At 62.1% G+C, this 15469-nt stretch carries 11 protein-coding genes; 3 read left to right on the top strand and 8 right to left on the bottom strand.

What is annotated here, in order from left to right:
- Positions 1–3: 3 nt before the first annotated feature.
- The 7 genes from WKI89_RS13910 to gyrA form a co-directional block, all read right to left on the bottom strand.
- The gene (locus tag WKI89_RS13910) at positions 4–459 is read right to left on the bottom strand and encodes an MOSC domain-containing protein (protein WP_337870600.1); all 456 of its coding nucleotides are present in this window, start codon (positions 457–459) and stop codon (positions 4–6) included.
- The gene (locus WKI89_RS13905) at positions 456–1160 is read right to left on the bottom strand and encodes a c-type cytochrome (RefSeq protein ID WP_337870598.1); all 705 of its coding nucleotides are present in this window, start codon (positions 1158–1160) and stop codon (positions 456–458) included. Before WKI89_RS13905 ends, WKI89_RS13910 begins: the two co-directional genes overlap by 4 nt.
- Positions 1161–1312: 152 nt before the next feature.
- Positions 1313–2563 carry a molybdopterin-dependent oxidoreductase gene (locus WKI89_RS13900; protein WP_337870596.1) on the bottom strand — a complete coding sequence of 417 codons (1251 nt, stop codon included), beginning with the start codon at positions 2561–2563 and terminating at the stop codon, positions 1313–1315.
- A 128-nt stretch (positions 2564–2691) separates the two neighbouring features.
- Complete coding sequence (mutL, locus tag WKI89_RS13895; protein ID WP_337870594.1) at positions 2692–4326, bottom strand: DNA mismatch repair endonuclease MutL; 1635 nt, start codon at positions 4324–4326, stop codon at positions 2692–2694.
- Positions 4323–6875, bottom strand: a complete 2553-nt coding sequence (gene mutS, locus WKI89_RS13890; RefSeq protein ID WP_337870655.1) for a DNA mismatch repair protein MutS — start codon at positions 6873–6875, stop codon at positions 4323–4325. Before mutS ends, mutL begins: the two co-directional genes overlap by 4 nt.
- Before the next feature lie 76 nt (positions 6876–6951).
- Entirely contained in the window at positions 6952–7464 is a 513-nt protein-coding gene (locus tag WKI89_RS13885; RefSeq protein WP_337870592.1) for a molybdenum cofactor biosynthesis protein B, read from the bottom strand.
- Positions 7465–7703: 239 nt separating this feature from the next.
- Positions 7704–10124, bottom strand: coding sequence for a DNA gyrase subunit A (gene gyrA, locus WKI89_RS13880; protein ID WP_337870590.1), 2421 nt, complete (start codon positions 10122–10124; stop codon positions 7704–7706).
- Between the two features lie 397 nt (positions 10125–10521).
- On the opposite strand from gyrA, the gene WKI89_RS13875 reads away from it, so the two are divergent.
- Both WKI89_RS13875 and WKI89_RS13870 read left to right on the top strand, forming a co-directional pair.
- A complete protein-coding gene (locus WKI89_RS13875; RefSeq protein WP_337870588.1) occupies positions 10522–12573 on the top strand; it encodes an AAA family ATPase in 2052 nt (683 codons plus the stop codon).
- A 199-nt stretch (positions 12574–12772) separates the two neighbouring features.
- Positions 12773–13084 (top strand): cupin domain-containing protein, encoded by a 312-nt coding sequence (locus WKI89_RS13870; protein ID WP_337870653.1) that lies wholly within the window; start codon positions 12773–12775, stop codon positions 13082–13084.
- On the opposite strand, the gene WKI89_RS13865 is transcribed toward WKI89_RS13870, so the two are convergent.
- A complete protein-coding gene (locus WKI89_RS13865) occupies positions 13081–14442 on the bottom strand; it encodes a hypothetical protein (protein ID WP_337870587.1) in 1362 nt (453 codons plus the stop codon). The two genes, WKI89_RS13870 and WKI89_RS13865, sit on opposite strands and share 4 nt — an antisense overlap.
- A gap of 357 nt (positions 14443–14799) precedes the next feature.
- On the opposite strand from WKI89_RS13865, the gene WKI89_RS13860 reads away from it, so the two are divergent.
- Positions 14800–15291: a cupin domain-containing protein gene (locus tag WKI89_RS13860; RefSeq protein WP_337870585.1), complete on the top strand. Its 492-nt coding sequence runs from the start codon at positions 14800–14802 to the stop codon at positions 15289–15291.
- The last annotated feature ends 178 nt before the right edge of the window (positions 15292–15469 follow it).

The following is a 15469-nucleotide window of genomic DNA, read 5'->3' as shown; positions in this document are numbered from 1 at the left end:
AGCCTACCCCATGCGCAGCAGGGAGTCGGGGGTGAGCACCTCCACCGGGTCGCCCACCCGCACCAGCCCGCTCTGCAAGACCTTGGCGTAGACACCACGGGCGTTGTAGAGCAGCTTGGGCAGGCGTAGATCGAAGGCTGATAGGGTATCGCAGACCGTACAAACCTGGGTGAGCTCGAGCGCTGCCCCTCCAATCTTCAACCGGCTTTGCGGACTCAGCGCATGGGGGTCGAAGTCCACCAGTAGGTTCTCGCCCAAAGCGCCCCAGGGCAGCTCGATGCCAGCCTGGCGTGCTTTGGCATAGCTGGCCTGCCCAGCAATGAGCACCGCGCGGTCGGGGTGCCGGCCAAAATGCCGGTCGCCCTCCACGCCCTTACCTTCGACCAGATGGGCCTGGGCCACTGCGGGTTTGGGTAGGGTGCTACCCGGTCCCGCGTGAAGGGCTAGTACGGTGTTCATCGCAAGCCGAGCTGCCCGCGAGCTGCCAGCACCTGCTGGGCGCTCAGATTCTTGCCGCGTTGGGCCTGTACCTCGGCCTCGGTAAAAGGCCCCTGGCCGGCAGGCAGCGCATTGCCCCACTGAGTGGCGATATGATTGAGCACGGCGGCAATCTCGGCATTACTGAGCTGGGGATAAGCGGGCATCAGGCCGTTGTAGTTGACCCCTTTGACGCTGATGGGGCCCTGCAGGCCGTAGAGTATCGCCTGGATCAGCCATTCGCGCCCGCCCCTGGCTGCTAGAATCTCCGGCACATGTCCCGCTAGCGGCGGGAAGACCCCTGGGATGCCGGCACCGTTGGCTTGATGGCAGCCGATGCAGTTGTCGTAGAGCGTTGCACCATCGGCTGGCAAGGCTGCCTGGGATTGTGCGGGTGCGGGATTGCTGGCACCGGGGGCCAACCGGGTAGCCAGGTACTCCAGGATGGTTGCACGTTCCTCCGGGGTGAGCTGGAGCCCGTAGCCCTGCATTTCGGTGATCAGGCTATCCCAGCGTTCGCGGGTCTGCCGTTCGCGGGTTACCAATCCGATGTCGTGGCAGGTCTGGCATTTTTGCAGCACCAGCTCACGTCCAGGGCCTTCGGGCAGTGCGTTTTGACCTAGGCCCGTCCAGAGTACGGCTAGCGATAACACGACGACCCATACCAGATATTTTGTTTTCATGTAAGGTTTTCCTCCCCTGCTTCAAAGGGTAGCATGTGTACCGAGAGGTTTTTTGTGCGCTTAACCCACTCTTGGCAAAGCTAAAAATACCCTAAACATTCGACCGGCACCCCGAACACTGGGCAACCGGTCGGAAGAGCTGGCCGCGGCGGTCAGGTTACCTTGAACTTGACCCGCATGACCCCGTTCCACTCATAGCCGCGTTCGTTCCACCAGATATTGCCGTTCATGGGCTGGGTGCGGCCTACTGCGTCGGTGGCGCGGGCCATGACCTCGTACTCGCCGGGGGCCAGGAGCTGAGGGGAGACCCATTGATACCAGCCAAACTTGCCGTGGTCGCGTTCGATGAGGGCCTTGCGCCAACTGGTTCCGCCATTCACCGAGACCTCGATGGTTTCGACGGGCGCGAGGCCATCGTTCCAGGCTACACCGCGGATCTCTACCAGCCGGCCCTTTACGCTGGCCCCTGGCAGCGGCGAGAGGATGAAGGAATTGATGTTGGCCCCCCAGTTGGAGCGAGAGTTGTTCAGGGTGTAGTTGAAGCGGCTTCCAGGCTGGGTGGGCAGGATGGGCGTGTTCCAGCCGGGGAGCATCGGCACCCGGTAGCGGGGTACTTGTTCGTTGCCGGTGCTCTCGGTAGCAGTGAAATCGAGCTTGCTCAGCCACTTAACGTTGGCGGTGCCAAAGGTGCCGGCTGCTACCAGTCGTACCGGGCCCCCGTGTACGGCGGGCAGGGGCTCACCGTTCATGCCCAGGGCCAGCATGGCGCTGTTGTAGTCCAGAACGCTGATGGGGAAGCTTTTTTCGTAGGGTAGGGCCCCGCCCTGGGTGGAGGCGTTCATGGTGATGAAGCGGGCGTTGTCGCGCAGCTTGGCCCCCTTGGCCTCGAGCAGGGTTTTGAGCAGCACGCCCCGCCAGGTGACCTGGCCCACCCCGCCGTAGGTCCAGGGGTTGCCCGAAGGGCGGGGGTTGAAGAAAGACCGCCCGTTGCCTGAGCACTGCAGTACGCTGGTGACCTCGGTTTGGGGAAGCCGTAAAAGCTCTTCCACCGTGATGCGGAAGGGGGGGTCAATCAGCCCTCCAACCTCGACCACCCAGCTGGGCTGCACGTTGGGCTCGGTGGTGTTGAGGCCGGGTAGGTCAATGTTGTTGCGGACGAAGAGGTTGGCCTTACTGGTAATGCGCTCGGAGCCTAGCAGCTCCAGGGTGGACTCCATCACGGCGGGCCTCGAGGAAAGCACCACCAACCGCGCATTTTTACCGCGCACTACCTGGTCAGCGGTGGCTTGTTGTTGGGCTGTGCCCAGCCCCATCAGGCCCGCCGCGCCCACTGCGGCTGTTGTTTTCAAGAAGGTGCGCCGATCCATCTCGAGTTGCTCTAGCTCCAGTTTTTTTTCCTTCATACGAGCCTCCCTGGCACTTGACGAAAAGAAAAAGCTTGATTAGAACTGGTTTCTATTTTCTTCAACTATAACCACCTACCCATAGATACTCAAGAGGGGTATATAAAATAAAGCCATAACGGCAACAGCTATTCGCTTCGGGACGAAGCGGGTTCTACTACGGCACGAACCCCCCTGCGGCCGAAGCGCCGGGCCAGCTCGCCCTCGCCCAGCACCAGCACGGTGGGCCGCCCATGGGGGCAGACCCAGGGCAGCTCGCACCCGGCCAGCGTGTCCAGCAAGGCCTGGGCCGAGGCGCTGGAGAGCGGGTGTCCGGCCTTGATGGCAGGCAGGCAGGCCAGCCGGGCCAGCACCGTGCGCCAGGCGGTGGCAAAGCTCGAGGCCCCCAGGCTGCCCTTCACCACCTCGCTCACCAGCGAGGGGTAGCCGGCCAGGAAGGCCGGAATGGTGCGGACACGGTACTTGCCGGGGCCAAAGGGTTCGATCTGCAGTCCGGCCTGCTCGAGTTCCTCCAGCCGTTCGGCCAGGCTCAATTCCTCTCCCAGGCTCAGGGAGAGCAGCTCGGGCTCGGGCAGCTCGAGGGGGGGTTCCTCGTGGTAGCGGCGCGACAGCTCCTCGTAGAGGATGCGCTCGTGGGCGGCGTGCTGATCCACCACATACAGCTCGTCCCCGGCTTCGGCCAGCAGGTACAGCTCGCGGAAGCTGCCCAGGTAGCGCAGGCGTGGAAAGCGGGCCCGCTGCACCGGGGCTGGGCCGGTGAGGGGGGCCGGTTCGGGCAGGGCGCGGGCCAGGGGGTGGGCCGAGAGCAGGCCCTGCACGGCCTGGGAGACGAAGCCCAGGATGGTCTCGGGCCGGATGAGCCTGATCCTGGACTTGTCAGGCGAAGTATTGACGAGCAGGTGCTCGGTGGGGATGTCCAGGTTCAGCACCCCCACTGGAAACTGGCCTGCGGGGAGGAGTTCTTTGTAGGCAGCCAGCACGGCTTGCAGCAAAGGCTCGGGCCACTCCACCGGGCGCTGGTTAAGCGCAAGCAGCAGGCGGTCGCGCCGGGGGCGGGAGAGCTCCGGCCTGGAGAGCAGGCCCCGCAGGGTAAAAGGCCCTTCGGCGGCCTCGAGCGGCAGCAACCGGTTGGCCACCACCGAGCCCCATAGCAGCTTGACCACCTCGGCAAAGCCACCCCCGGCGTGGGCGATCTTCTCCTCGCCGTCCATCACCAGCCGCAGAGCTGTCTCGGGACGGTGCAGCAGGTAGCGCGAGACCAGGTGCACCACCTTGCGCGCCTCGGCGGCGGGGGCCTCGAGGGCGTTGCGGCGGGCGGGCAGGTGACAAAAAAGCGCCGTCACCTCGACCTGGGTTCCGCTGGGAGCGGGGTGTTCGTGCAGCTCGGTTTTGTCCTGAAAAGCCGTCAGGGTGGCCCCGCCAAGCTGGTGGGGGGGCCTCGAGGTGAGCCGCACCTGGGCGGCCTGGCGGATGGCCCATAGCCCTTCACCCCGAAAGCCCAGGGTGCGGATATCGTGTAGGTCGGTGAGCTTGCTGGTGGTGTGGTGCTCGAGGGCCAGGGCCAGCTCCTCCTTGGGGATGCCCAGGCCGTTGTCGCGCACCACAATTTTGTCCAGCCCCCCGCCCCACAGCTCGATATAAAGCCGGGTGGCGCCCGCGTCCAGGGCGTTCTCGAGCAGCTCCCGCACCACATCGGCGGGGCTCGAGACCACCTCACCGGCGGCAATCTCGCGGATGAGTTCGGGCGGAAGCTTGCGAATCATGGCTGGGAAACGCGGTCGGCCCCCAGTTCCAGGGGGGCCAGGCCCCGGAGCTGATCTTGCAGCCGGCGCAGGAACAGCAGGGCCTCCAGGGGGCTGGTGCGGGCCAGATCCAGGCGTAGCAGCTCCTCCAGGATTTCTTTGGACAGCCCTTTCTGGCTGGCTTCCAGGCTTTCTAGCACGCTTCTGGCCCGCTGCAAGACGGCCTGTGGGAGCCCCGCCAGCCGGGCCACCTCGAGGCCGTAGCTCTGGCTGGCCGGGCCGGGCAAAACCTGGTGATAAAACACCAGGCCCCCTGCTTCTTCCTTGGCGGCCACGTGGGCGTTGCGGGCCGCCGGCATGCGCAGGGGCAGCGCGGTGAGCTCGAAGTAGTGGGTGGCAAACAGGGTATAGGCCCTGACCTGGTCGTGCAGGTACTCGCAGGCCGCCCAGGCCAGGGCCAGCCCGTCGTAGGTGCTGGTGCCGCGCCCGATCTCGTCCAGCAGCACCAGGCTCTTGGGTGTGGCTCCCTGCAGGATGCCGGCCAGCTCGTCCATCTCCACCATAAAGGTGCTGCGCCCGCCGGCGATATCGTCGGAGGCCCCAATCCGGGTGTAGATGCGGTCGAAGAGGGGCAGGGTGGCCAACTCGGCGGGCACAAAGGAGCCCACCTGGGCCAGCAGGGCGATCAGGGCGGTCTGCCGCAGGTAGGTGGACTTGCCGGCCATGTTGGGCCCGGTCAGGATCAGCAGCCGGGCCGCTGGGCTCATCGAGAGGTCGTTGGGGATGAACGGGCTGCTCCGCTCCACCACCGGGTGACGCCCGGCCACAATCTGCAAGGTTCCATCCCGGGAGAAGCGGGGGCGGCTGTAGCCGTACTCCACCGCGGCCTCGGCCAGCGCAGCGTACACGTCCAGCTCGGCCAGCACCTGCGCGGCCTGGCGCACCTCGTCGGCGGCCTGGGCCACTTGTTCGCGCAGCTCGAGGAAGACCGCGTACTCGCGCTTGACGGCCTCGGTCTCGGCCTGCAGGATTTTGCGTTCCTGCTCCTTGAGCTCGGGCGTGCTGAAGCGCATGCGGTCTTTGAGGGTTTGCAGAGCCCGCCAGTCCTTGGGCACCAGGGCGTAGTGGGGCCGGGTGACCTCGAGGTAGTAGCCAAATACTGCGTTGTAGCCCACCTTGAGGTTGGGGATGCGGGTCTTTGCACGCTCATCGGCTTCCAACTGGGCAATCCAACTGCGTCCCTCCTCGGCCCGATGGCGCAGTGCGTCGAGTTCAGGGTCGAAGCCTTCCCGGATCAGGCCCCCATCGGTGATCTTGAGTGGGGGGTCTTGTACCAGTGCAGCCGCGATGCCCTCGGTCACCTCGGCTAGGCTGGGCAAGCGCTCAGATAAGACCCGGAGTGGCCCAAACCCCCGCAACAATCCGGCCAACTCCGGCAGCAATGAGAGGCTGCGCTGCAAGGCTGAGAGATCGCGGGCGGTAGCTCTGCCAGCCAGCAGACGGGCTGCAAGGCGTTCCAAATCGTGCATCCGGTGTAGCACCTTGCGCACCTCGGTTCGCAGTACCCCGTCGCGTACCAGCGCTTCCACCGCGTCCAGCCGAGCCTGCAAGGGCGCTTCCTCCACCAGCGGGTGCCGCAGCCAGGCCCGCAGCAGACGCCGCCCCGGTGCGGTGCGGGTCAGGCCCAGCACCCCCATCAGGGTGCGCTCCTCACTGCGATCTCCCACCGAGCTGGGTTCGTAGACTTCCAGGGTTCGCAGCGTGGCCTCGCTGAGTTGCATGAAGGCACTGGGGTCGTGCCGCACAAAGCTCCGCACCTGCGGTAGCCCGTTCTCCTGCACCCGTAGGGCATAGGTCAGCACCGCTCCTGCTGAACGCATAAGCGCGGGGTGCTCCAGGTCTGCGGGCAACGGGGTAAACTGTGCTTCCAAGGCTGCTTTTCCTACCTCACCCTCGAAACCCTCCTCCGACATCATCACCGGAAAGCGCCGCTGGAACTCCTGCAAAAACTCCGCGTTGCGATAAAGCTCCGGAGCCAGCAGCACCTCCGCAGGTCGGAAGCGAAATAGCTCATCGTAAAGAGCACTCTTGCCGTAGAGTACAGTGCCCCGAAACTCCCCCGTAGAAATGTCCAGTAAAGCCAGGCCATAGCCGTCTCCGGTACTGAGCGCAGCCAGGTAGTTGGCTTCCGGCCTGAGCAGGTTCTCGCGCATGACCGTGCCGGGTGTGAGCAGTTGCGTAACCTCCCGCTGTACCAGTTTGTCCGACTCCTCGGCCAGTTCCATCTGGTCGGCGACCGCTACCCGAAAGCCTTGCTTCAAGAGCCGTTCTAGGTGCACATCCACCGAACGAACGGGAACCCCGGCCATGGGCGTCACGAAGTCCTTTGCGGTTTTGTGTGTAAGAGTGAGGTTCAAAGCCCGCGAAAACCGCTCGGCATCCTCGCCGAAAGTCTCGTAAAAGTCGCCTACCTGAAACAGCAGGAGATAGTCGGGGTACGCATCGCGCAGCTCGACGTACTGCTCGAGCAGGGGGGGGAGGGGGCCGGTGCCCTGGCCCTTGAGGGTCATGCTCAACATGATACCCCCAAGCATCCGAGTTCAAAGATGGCAGCTTGTATCGTATAGGACAAGTTCTGGCTAAGAACTACCGAGCTACTTCCCAGGCCAGATGCTCCAACTCGGGCTTGATCAGCTTCTCCCAGGCCACCTGAACAGCATTGGGCGAGCCAGGGGTGGAGATCACCACCTTCTTGCGATAGGTTCCGGCAGTGGCGCGCGAGAGCATCGCGGCAGCTCCCACCTCGCTATAGGAGAGCATCCGGAACAGTTCGCCAAATCCCGGCATGGGTTTCTCGATTTTGCGGGCCAGCACGTCGTAGGTGGTGTCGCGGGGGGCAATGCCGGTTCCGCCATTGAACAAAATAATTTGTGCTCCGGCATTCACCATGTCGTCGAGGGCCAGTGCGACCTGATCGGGCTCGTCCTTGATGATGCGATAGCCTACGATCTTATGCCCCAGTGCCTCGATCTCGGGCTTCAGGTAGTGGTAGTTGGTGTCGGTCTCGAGGGTGCGGGTGTCGGAGGCCGTCACGATGGCAATGTTGACCGGGCCCCTGGCCTTGGCAATCTCCTTATGCTTGTCGGTGCTCTCAGACATACTCGCAATTCTACGCTGCGCCGGTTCGGGAAAGGGGGGAACGAAGGCAAATTGAACCCTGGGCATCGTCCCACTGGTGTACGGCTTGCACTTCGTCCCGATAGGGGATTGTCCCGCTGGTATATGGAGCTTGCTCCCTCGATACATCCCCTCAGAGCTATTCGTCCGTTATCGTCGAATGACGAGATGAGCGAATCTGGTAAAAGATGCTGCCAAGCAGGGTCTGCGTGGGCGGGAAACTAGTCCTGCGGTGCAATCACAAAGGCCGAGGCCAGCTCGTCCTTCTCGCTCAGGTTCATCACCTTGACGCCGCTGGTGGCCCGTCCGTACTGCGAGATGCTGGAAACCTTGGTACGGATGGCGATGCCCCGGCGCGAGAGCACCAGCAGGTCTTCATTGCCCTGGACGCGCATTAAGGCACCTAACTGCCCTACTTTGTCGTTGGTGTTGAAGGTGATGACCCCCATACCGCCCCGGCCTTGCAGGGGATATTCGGAAACTGAGGTGCGCTTGCCGTAGCCGTAGGTACCGACTGCCAACACCTCGCCTTCTTCACCTTTGGGCAGAATGACCAGCGAGACCACCCGATCGTCGCGGCCTTCTTTGAAGCGAATTCCGGTCACACCCTGGCTGGCCCGTCCGGTAGCGCGGACATCGGAGAGTTCAAAACGGATGGCCTGCCCGCTGAGGGTGGCCAGCATGGCTTGGTCGCCCTCATGGGCGATAGCTACCCCGATCAGGGCATCGTTTTCAACCAGGTTGATCGCAATCAAACCTGCGCTGCTGAGGTTCTGATACTCTTTGATCTCGGTGCGCTTGATCAGACCATCCTTGGTGGCAAACACAAAGTAGCCCTCCTGGGTCAGGTCGCGCACGTTCAGCAGGGCCGCCACCTCCTCGCCCTCCACCAGCGGCAGCAAGCTCACCACGTGGGTTCCACGGGCCTGGCGGCTGGCTTCGGGCAGCTCGTGGACTTTCTCGCCGTAGACCCGGCCCCGGTTGGTGAAGATCAGCAGGGTGTCGTGCATCGAGGCCACAAACACCGAGATGGCCTCGTCCTCTTCCTTGGTTTTGTTAGCTTTGCCCCCCGAGCCGCCGCGCCCCTGGGCCCGGTAGGCCTCGAGCGGGGTGCGCTTCATGAAGCCCTGGCTGGTGAGGGTGATGACCATTGGTTCATCCTCGATGAGATCTTCGATGCTGAAGCCTTCTTCGAACTCGGTGATCTGGGTGCGGCGCTGATCACCATACTTCTTCTTGATGTCCAGCAGCTCGCTCTTGACCACCCGCCAAAGCCGCTTCTGGTCGCCCAGGATGGCCTCGAGGCGGCCAATCTCTTCCATGAGCTCACGGTACTCGGCTTGCAGTTTGTCGCGCTCCAGGCCTACCAGGCGTTGTAGGCGCATATCCAGGATGGCCTGGGCCTGAATCTCGGTCAGGCTGTAGCGGCTCATCAGCCCGCTGCGGGCCTCGGCGGCATCCTGCGAGCCCCGGATCAGGGCAATCACCTCGTCAATGTGGTCGAGGGCGATCAGGAGTCCCTCGAGCACGTGGGCCCGCTCTTTGGCCTTGCGCAGTTCATACTCGGTGCGCTTGCGTACCACCTCGCCTCGGTGGTCGAGGTAGTGGCGCATCATCTCCAGCAGCGAAAGCACTTTGGGCTCGCCGTTCACGATGGCCAGCAGGTTAACGGTAAAACTGGTCTGCAGGCGCGAGTGCTTGTATAGCTTGTTGAGCACCACCTGGGGATTGGAGCCGCGCTTGAGTTCGATGGCGATACGCATACCCTGGCGGTCGGACTCATCGCGCAGGGCCGAGATCTCATCAATCACCTTGTTGCGTACCAGGGCGGCAATCTGGGTAATCAGGTCGGCCTTGTTGACCTGATAAGGAATCTCGGTAAAGACCAGCATGGCCCGCCCATTTTTGTCCTCGTTGCGCACCCGGGCCCGTACCTTGAGGCTGCCGCGCCCGGTGGCGTAGGCTTCCTTGATGCCCCGACGGGAGAGCTTGGCCCCGGTCGGAAAGTCGGGCCCTGGCAGCACTTTCATAATTTCGTCCAGGGTCACATTGGGGTTATCAATCATCAGAGCCAGCGCATCAATGGTCTCGGAGAGGTTATGCGGGGGCAGGCTGGTTGCCATGCCCACCGCGATGCCCGCCGCTCCGTTGACGAGCATGTTGGGCAGCGCCGAGGGCAAGACCTCCGGTTGTTCCTGGGTGCCGTCGTAGTTGGGTAACATCGGCACGGTCTCTTTGTCCAGGTCTTGCAACATCTCGTAACCCAGGTTGGAGAGGCGGGCCTCGGTGTAGCGCGGGGCAGCAGGGGGATCGTTGTCAATCGAGCCGAAATTTCCCTGTCCGTCAATGAGGGGATAGCGCAGGCTCCAGTCCTGGGCCATGCGCACCATGGTGTCGTAGATGGCTGCGTCGCCATGGGGGTGGTACTTGCCCATTACCTCGCCCACGATTTTGGCGCTTTTGACGTGTTTGCGGCTGGGCAGCACACCGTCCTGGTAGGCCCCGTAGAGGATGCGCCGCTGCACCGGCTTGAGGCCGTCGCGCACATCGGGCAAGGCCCGGTCAACGATGACCGACATGGCATAGTTGATAAAGCTTTGTTTGACTTCGTCGGTGATTTCAATCGGAAGGACTTGGGACATTCAATATCTCCTGTTTCCAGCACAAAAAAAGCGCTCGAGACGCGCTTTATATCTAGCATAATATTATACCTTATCGAGGTTGTTATGTCAAGAACATAATTTTGAAAACACATTCTCTCGTATGTACTAAAAATACCTCACCGAAAGGCCCTGGAAGGGTTGAAGCAGTCTATAAAATGCTGGATTGGCTTCTCGTTTTCTACCCGCCGGAGCCTTGCGCCCTCGAGGGCAGGGCTCGCAAAGACGGGGGTGTACCTGTTTTCAAAGCTAGAGTGGTACAGAATAAAAGCCTGGGCGCCAGATGTGAGTGGAGGGTTCCAGGCCGTAGCTTTGATATAATCAAACCACTTCTTAGAGCCTTATGCCGGATGCGCCTGGGGGTTCTCAATCACGGACTTTGGGTAGCCGCTTGCTGGACGCACGCCGCCGCCGTTTTGTGGGGCGGGAGGCCGAGCGAGAACTGTTGAGGGCTGCGCTAAAGGAAGCCGAGTTGCCCTTCGCGCTCTTGCATGTGTATGGGCCGGGTGGGGTTGGAAAAACTACCCTGCTGGTGGAGTTTGCTCGCACGGCAGGGGAAGAAGGGGTCGGGGTGGTGCAACTTGATGCGCGCAATATTGATCCCTCGCCGGATGGGTTCCTATTTGCCTTGAGGCAGGGGCTGGTTCTGGATACAACGACTTCCCCGTTGGAGTTCTTGTCGCAGCAAAGCCGCAGTTTGCTCATTCTGGATACCTATGAGAATTTGACTCCACTGGACGGTTGGTTGCGCGAGACTTTTTTGCCTCAGTTGCCCGAGAGCACCCTGGTGGTGCTTGCTGGGCGCAACCCGCCCAGCGCTGCCTGGCGCTCCGACCCCGGCTGGCGCGACCTGATCCGTACCCTTAGCCTGCGAAACCTGCGCCCGGAAGAAAGCCGCGAGTACCTGAGCCGGCGCGGTGTGCCCGAAGACAAACACCAAGCTGTGCTGGACTTTACCCACGGTCATCCGCTGGCCCTCTCGCTGGTGGCGGATGTGCTCGAGCAACGCTCGGGTGAGTGGGGCTTTAACCCTGACAACCAGCCGGATGTGGTCAAGGCCCTGCTCGACCGCTTTGTGCAGGAAGTGCCCAGCCTGACCCACCGTCAGGCCCTCGAAGCCTGCGCCTTGGTGCGGGTCACCACCGAGAGCCTGTTGGCGGAATGCCTGGGCCTTGAGAATGCCCATGAATACTTCGAGTGGCTGCGCAAGCTGTCTTTTATTCAGTCGGGGCCAATTGGAATTGTCCCCCACGACCTAGCGCGGGAAGCCCTCGAGGCCGACCTACGCTGGCGCAACCCCGACTGGAATGCCGAGTTGCACCGCCGCGCACGCGGCTACTACACCCGTCGCCTGCAAGAAACCCGTGGACTCGAGCAACAGCGCATCCTGTTTGATGATGTGTACCTGCACCGCCACAACCCCATGGTCAAGCCCTTCCTGGAGTGGGGCGAGACCGGTAGCGTGTTTGCCGAACGGGGTAAACCCGAAGACTACCCAGCGGTTTTGCAGATGATCGAGCGGCACGAAGGGGCCGAGGCCGCGAAGATCGCGGCGCGTTGGCTCGAGCTTCAGCCCGAGGGCCTGACCCTCTATCGGGGTGTGGGCGCGGAGCCCGCGGGTTTTATGTTGATGCTGGGTCTGCACAAAGCCAGTCCCGCCGACCTGGATACCGACCCGGTGGCCCAAAGCATGGTCGAGTACGCCCGGCGTTATGGCCCGGTGCGCCCCGGCGAGGAGATCACCCTGTTCCGCTTCTGGATGGCGGAGGACACCTACCAGAGCGTTTCCCCGGTACAAAGCGTGGCCTTTCTCAACGCGGCCCAACACTACATCTCGAGTCCCCGCTTGGCCTGGTCTTTCTTCCCCATCTCCCAGCCCGAGTTTTGGCTCCCGGCCTTCACCTATATGGACTTGCATCACGCCAGCGAGGCCGACTACACCGTGGGCCAGCACCGCATTGGGGTCTTTGCCCACGACTGGCGCAGGCAGCCGGTTGCGGCTTGGCTCGAGATGCTAGGCGAGCGCGAGCTGGCCACCGAACTCGACCCGGCCCAGCTTCAGGTCAGCCGTCCGGCTCCCTTGGTGGTGCTTTCCCAGCCGGAGTTCGAGGAGGCGGTCAAAAACGCCCTACGCGATTTTGTGCGCCCCGATGCCCTGGCCTATAGCCCGCTGCTGCGCTCGAGGTTGCTGCCCGAGCCCACCCCCAAGGCCCTGCGCAGCGCACTCTGGGAGGCGGCCCAAACCCTCAAGGCCAGCCCCAAAGACGAGAAGCTTTACCGCGCTCTGGAGCGCACCTACCTCGAGCCTGCCGCTACCCAGGAACTTGCTGCGGAATCGCTCAACTTGCCCTTTTCTACCTACCGGCGGCATCTGGTGGGGGCCGTTGAGCGCGTCGTTGAACTGCTGTGGCAGCGCGAATTGTCGGGCTAGCGTAGGAGGTGAATCATTTTTGAACTGTTCAATGGGTGTCCGGTTGCGCCATACTGTAGGCAGGCCAGGAGATCCCCTGCCTCCAGAGCAGCTATCTAGCATCAACAGGGTTTACCTTGCACCAGCTATCTTTCTATGAACCTCCAGATTCCAAGACCTCGAGCGCTGCTACTGGTGCGCAGGATTGTTTTTGCAGTTCGTGGCCGAAACCCGCGACACCGGCGGCAGCTACACCCTGATTGACAGCGTAATCCTGCGGGGCACCGAGCCCCCACCGCATGTGCACACCTACGAAGACGAAGAACTGTTTTTGCTCGAGGGCCAACTCCAGTACCGCTTCAGAGATACCGAAGGGGTGCTGAACCCTGGCGAGTTCGTGCTGCTACCGCGTGGTCAGATTCATTATTTTGAATGCCTAACCCGGCAGGTACGGTTGATGGTGCGGTTCTCGCCGGGGGGCCTCGAGCTGGCTCGAGGTGTTCGTGAACACTCACTACCTCAAACCCTTTAATCACCTGCTTGGGGCAAGACCAAGGGCTTGGCAGTAGCCGTGGTTTTGCGGGGGAACAGGTTGCCCCACAGCACCCGCAGCGCGATGCCCGGAGCCATCAGGCTGGGCGGCGGGACTATCAGGTTGGCGACCTTTTGGAAGGCCATCACCACCGCCGGGTCGTGGCGGGCCGCGATGTGCAGCTTGGCGATGTACCAGTTGATGAAGTTGACCATCGGGTTGCGCGGGCCTTGCACCTGCGGGTAGCGCAGGTCAGCCCCCACTGCGATGCTCCAGGGGCTATCCACCAACACCGCAGCCCGTTTGAAGAAGCGCGGGGCCAGGTTGTCGGTGCCTGCCTCGAGGCACTCCGACAGCGCCTTGGCCTCGGTCGCCGCTACGGTCATGCCCTGCCCGAAGACTGGGTTGAAGCTGCAAATGGCATCGCCCGTGACCAAGAACCCTTGGGGGAAGCGGGCCAGTTTTTCGTAGCGGCGGCGTTGGCTGCCGGGGAACTTGTAAGGGGTGATCTCGGAAAGTGGCTCGGCATCTTTAATCAGGTTGTAAATATCGGGAACGCTCAGGCTTTTGGCGAACTCGAGAAAACCCCGTTCGTCGGTAGGCGGGGAGTCACCCAAAAAACCTACCAAGGTGACAATCCAGCGGTTGCCCTCGATAGCCAGCACCACTCCGCCCCGTGTTTCAGGCACCTTGGAACCCATCACAAAAGCGTTGTTGCCACCCAAGTCGTGCGGACGGCGCTTATAGATGCGGGTGGCGTAGCCCAGGTCAACCTTGACCTCTTCTTGGGCGGGGCGTTCAAAGCCGAGCGCCTCGAGCCACTTGGGGGTCTGCGAGCCACGCCCGGTGGAGTCCACCACCAAATCCGCCCGAAGCTCCCCGATGCCATCGGCATCGAGCTGAACCCCGACAACCCGGCCCTGCTCGGCGACCAGCCCGTGTACGCTAATGCCGCTCAATACCTTTACATTGGGCAAGGCGAAGAGGCGCTGGCGGATGTAACCCTCGAGCAGCGGGCGGCTCACCAGCAGGCCCAACAGACCACTTTCAAACTGGGCATGAAAGCCGCCGTTTTGATACCACTGCGCGGTGTTGATGATGTCGCTGCTGAGTACACCCAGCTTCACCAAGTCCTGGGTCAAGCCGGGGAAAAAGCCCTCGAGCACCCTCGAGCCTTGGGCCAACAAACCGTGGGCGTGGCGACCCTGCGGCACGCCCTTGCGCTGTTCGCCCAGCGCCGGGAAGTGGTCGCGCTCGAGGACGGTCACTCCCTCGTAATAGTCCGCCAGCGCCCTTGCCGCCAGCAACCCGCCCATGCTTCCGCCGATAACGATGGCCTGCTTACCAATCTTTTTCATATGGGGTCTCCTCGGTAGTTCGCCCATAGAGTGCCAGCAAGCATTGTTCATTTTCCAGCCCAAAAACTGTTCACAGGGTGCTTTGGAGACCGAGGGCTCCTCCGAGTGCGGGTGGTGGGGGTAGGGCAACAGATTCCCAGCAACCCGTCCGGTCTCGAGATGGTTGCCACCAAGTTGTTCTTGTTTTGGCCTTCAACGCTCGACCTTCGAGGGTTTCGCTTGAACAGTTTTTGAACTGGCAAGTGGATACCCTTTTGCCGCATCCTATCTCCAAGCTAGGGAGGTCTCGAGACACAGAGTGTGCGAACCCCCCTTTCGTAAAGGAGTGCCGGGTTTACCATAAGATCCAAGATCATCATGAGTCCGACCGTCCAAGACCTCGAGCGCTGCTACTGGTGCGCAGGATTGTTTTTGCAGTTCGTGGCCGAAACCCGCGACACCGGCGGCAGCTACACCCTGATTGACAGCGTAATCCTGCGGGGCACCGAGCCCCCACCGCATGTGCACACCTACGAAGACGAAGAACTGTTTTTGCTCGAGGGCCAACTCCAGTACCGCTTCAGAGATACCGAAGGGGTGCTGAACCCTGGCGAGTTCGTGCTGCTACCGCGTGGTCAGATTCATTATTTTGAATGCCTAACCCGGCAGGTACGGTTGATGGTGCGGTTCTCGCCGGGGGGCCTCGAGCAAGCCTTCAAAGACTTCGGGGTTGCCGCCACCGATTCGCTGTTGCCACCCCCCAGAGAGTCTGTCCCCGGCTTCGAGGTCATCAGCCGCATCTTCGCCGAGCGCGGGGTGCATTTTGTTTTGCCGAGCGTGGAAGGTTGGATGTCGAACGCCGAAAGCTAAACGTCAAAAAAGTGGTCATTTTTGCAGGAGCGCGCTCGCGCACCGCACTTCATACCGTTTCCGCTTGAATCCTTCACCGTAGGACGCAGTCAGAGGTGAAGGATTCAAGCCGACCGAAGGGAGTAAAAAAGCATTTCGGTAGTATCGTTTAGGCTTGTCAAAGTGAACGATACTACCG

The sequence above is a fragment of the Meiothermus sp. genome, from assembly GCF_037443965.1.
Lineage (GTDB): Bacteria > Deinococcota > Deinococci > Deinococcales > Thermaceae > Meiothermus.
Note: the sequence above shows the minus strand (reverse complement) of the source record. Positions and strands in the feature narration are given on the sequence as shown.

Excerpts from the sequence above, each read along its gene's own strand:
- WKI89_RS13910 (WP_337870600.1), bottom strand. The coding sequence starts at position 459 with ATGAACACCGTACTAGCCCTTCACGCGGGACCGGGTAGCACCCTACCC.
- WKI89_RS13905 (WP_337870598.1), bottom strand. The coding sequence starts at position 1,160 with ATGAAAACAAAATATCTGGTATGGGTCGTCGTGTTATCGCTAGCCGTA.
- WKI89_RS13900 (WP_337870596.1), bottom strand. The coding sequence starts at position 2,563 with ATGAAGGAAAAAAAACTGGAGCTAGAGCAACTCGAGATGGATCGGCGC.
- mutL (WP_337870594.1), bottom strand. The coding sequence starts at position 4,326 with ATGATTCGCAAGCTTCCGCCCGAACTCATCCGCGAGATTGCCGCCGGT.
- mutS (WP_337870655.1), bottom strand. The coding sequence starts at position 6,875 with ATGACCCTCAAGGGCCAGGGCACCGGCCCCCTCCCCCCCCTGCTCGAG.
- WKI89_RS13885 (WP_337870592.1), bottom strand. The coding sequence starts at position 7,464 with ATGTCTGAGAGCACCGACAAGCATAAGGAGATTGCCAAGGCCAGGGGC.
- gyrA (WP_337870590.1), bottom strand. The coding sequence starts at position 10,124 with ATGTCCCAAGTCCTTCCGATTGAAATCACCGACGAAGTCAAACAAAGC.
- WKI89_RS13865 (WP_337870587.1), bottom strand. The coding sequence starts at position 14,442 with ATGAAAAAGATTGGTAAGCAGGCCATCGTTATCGGCGGAAGCATGGGC.
- WKI89_RS13860 (WP_337870585.1), top strand. The coding sequence starts at position 14,800 with ATGAGTCCGACCGTCCAAGACCTCGAGCGCTGCTACTGGTGCGCAGGA.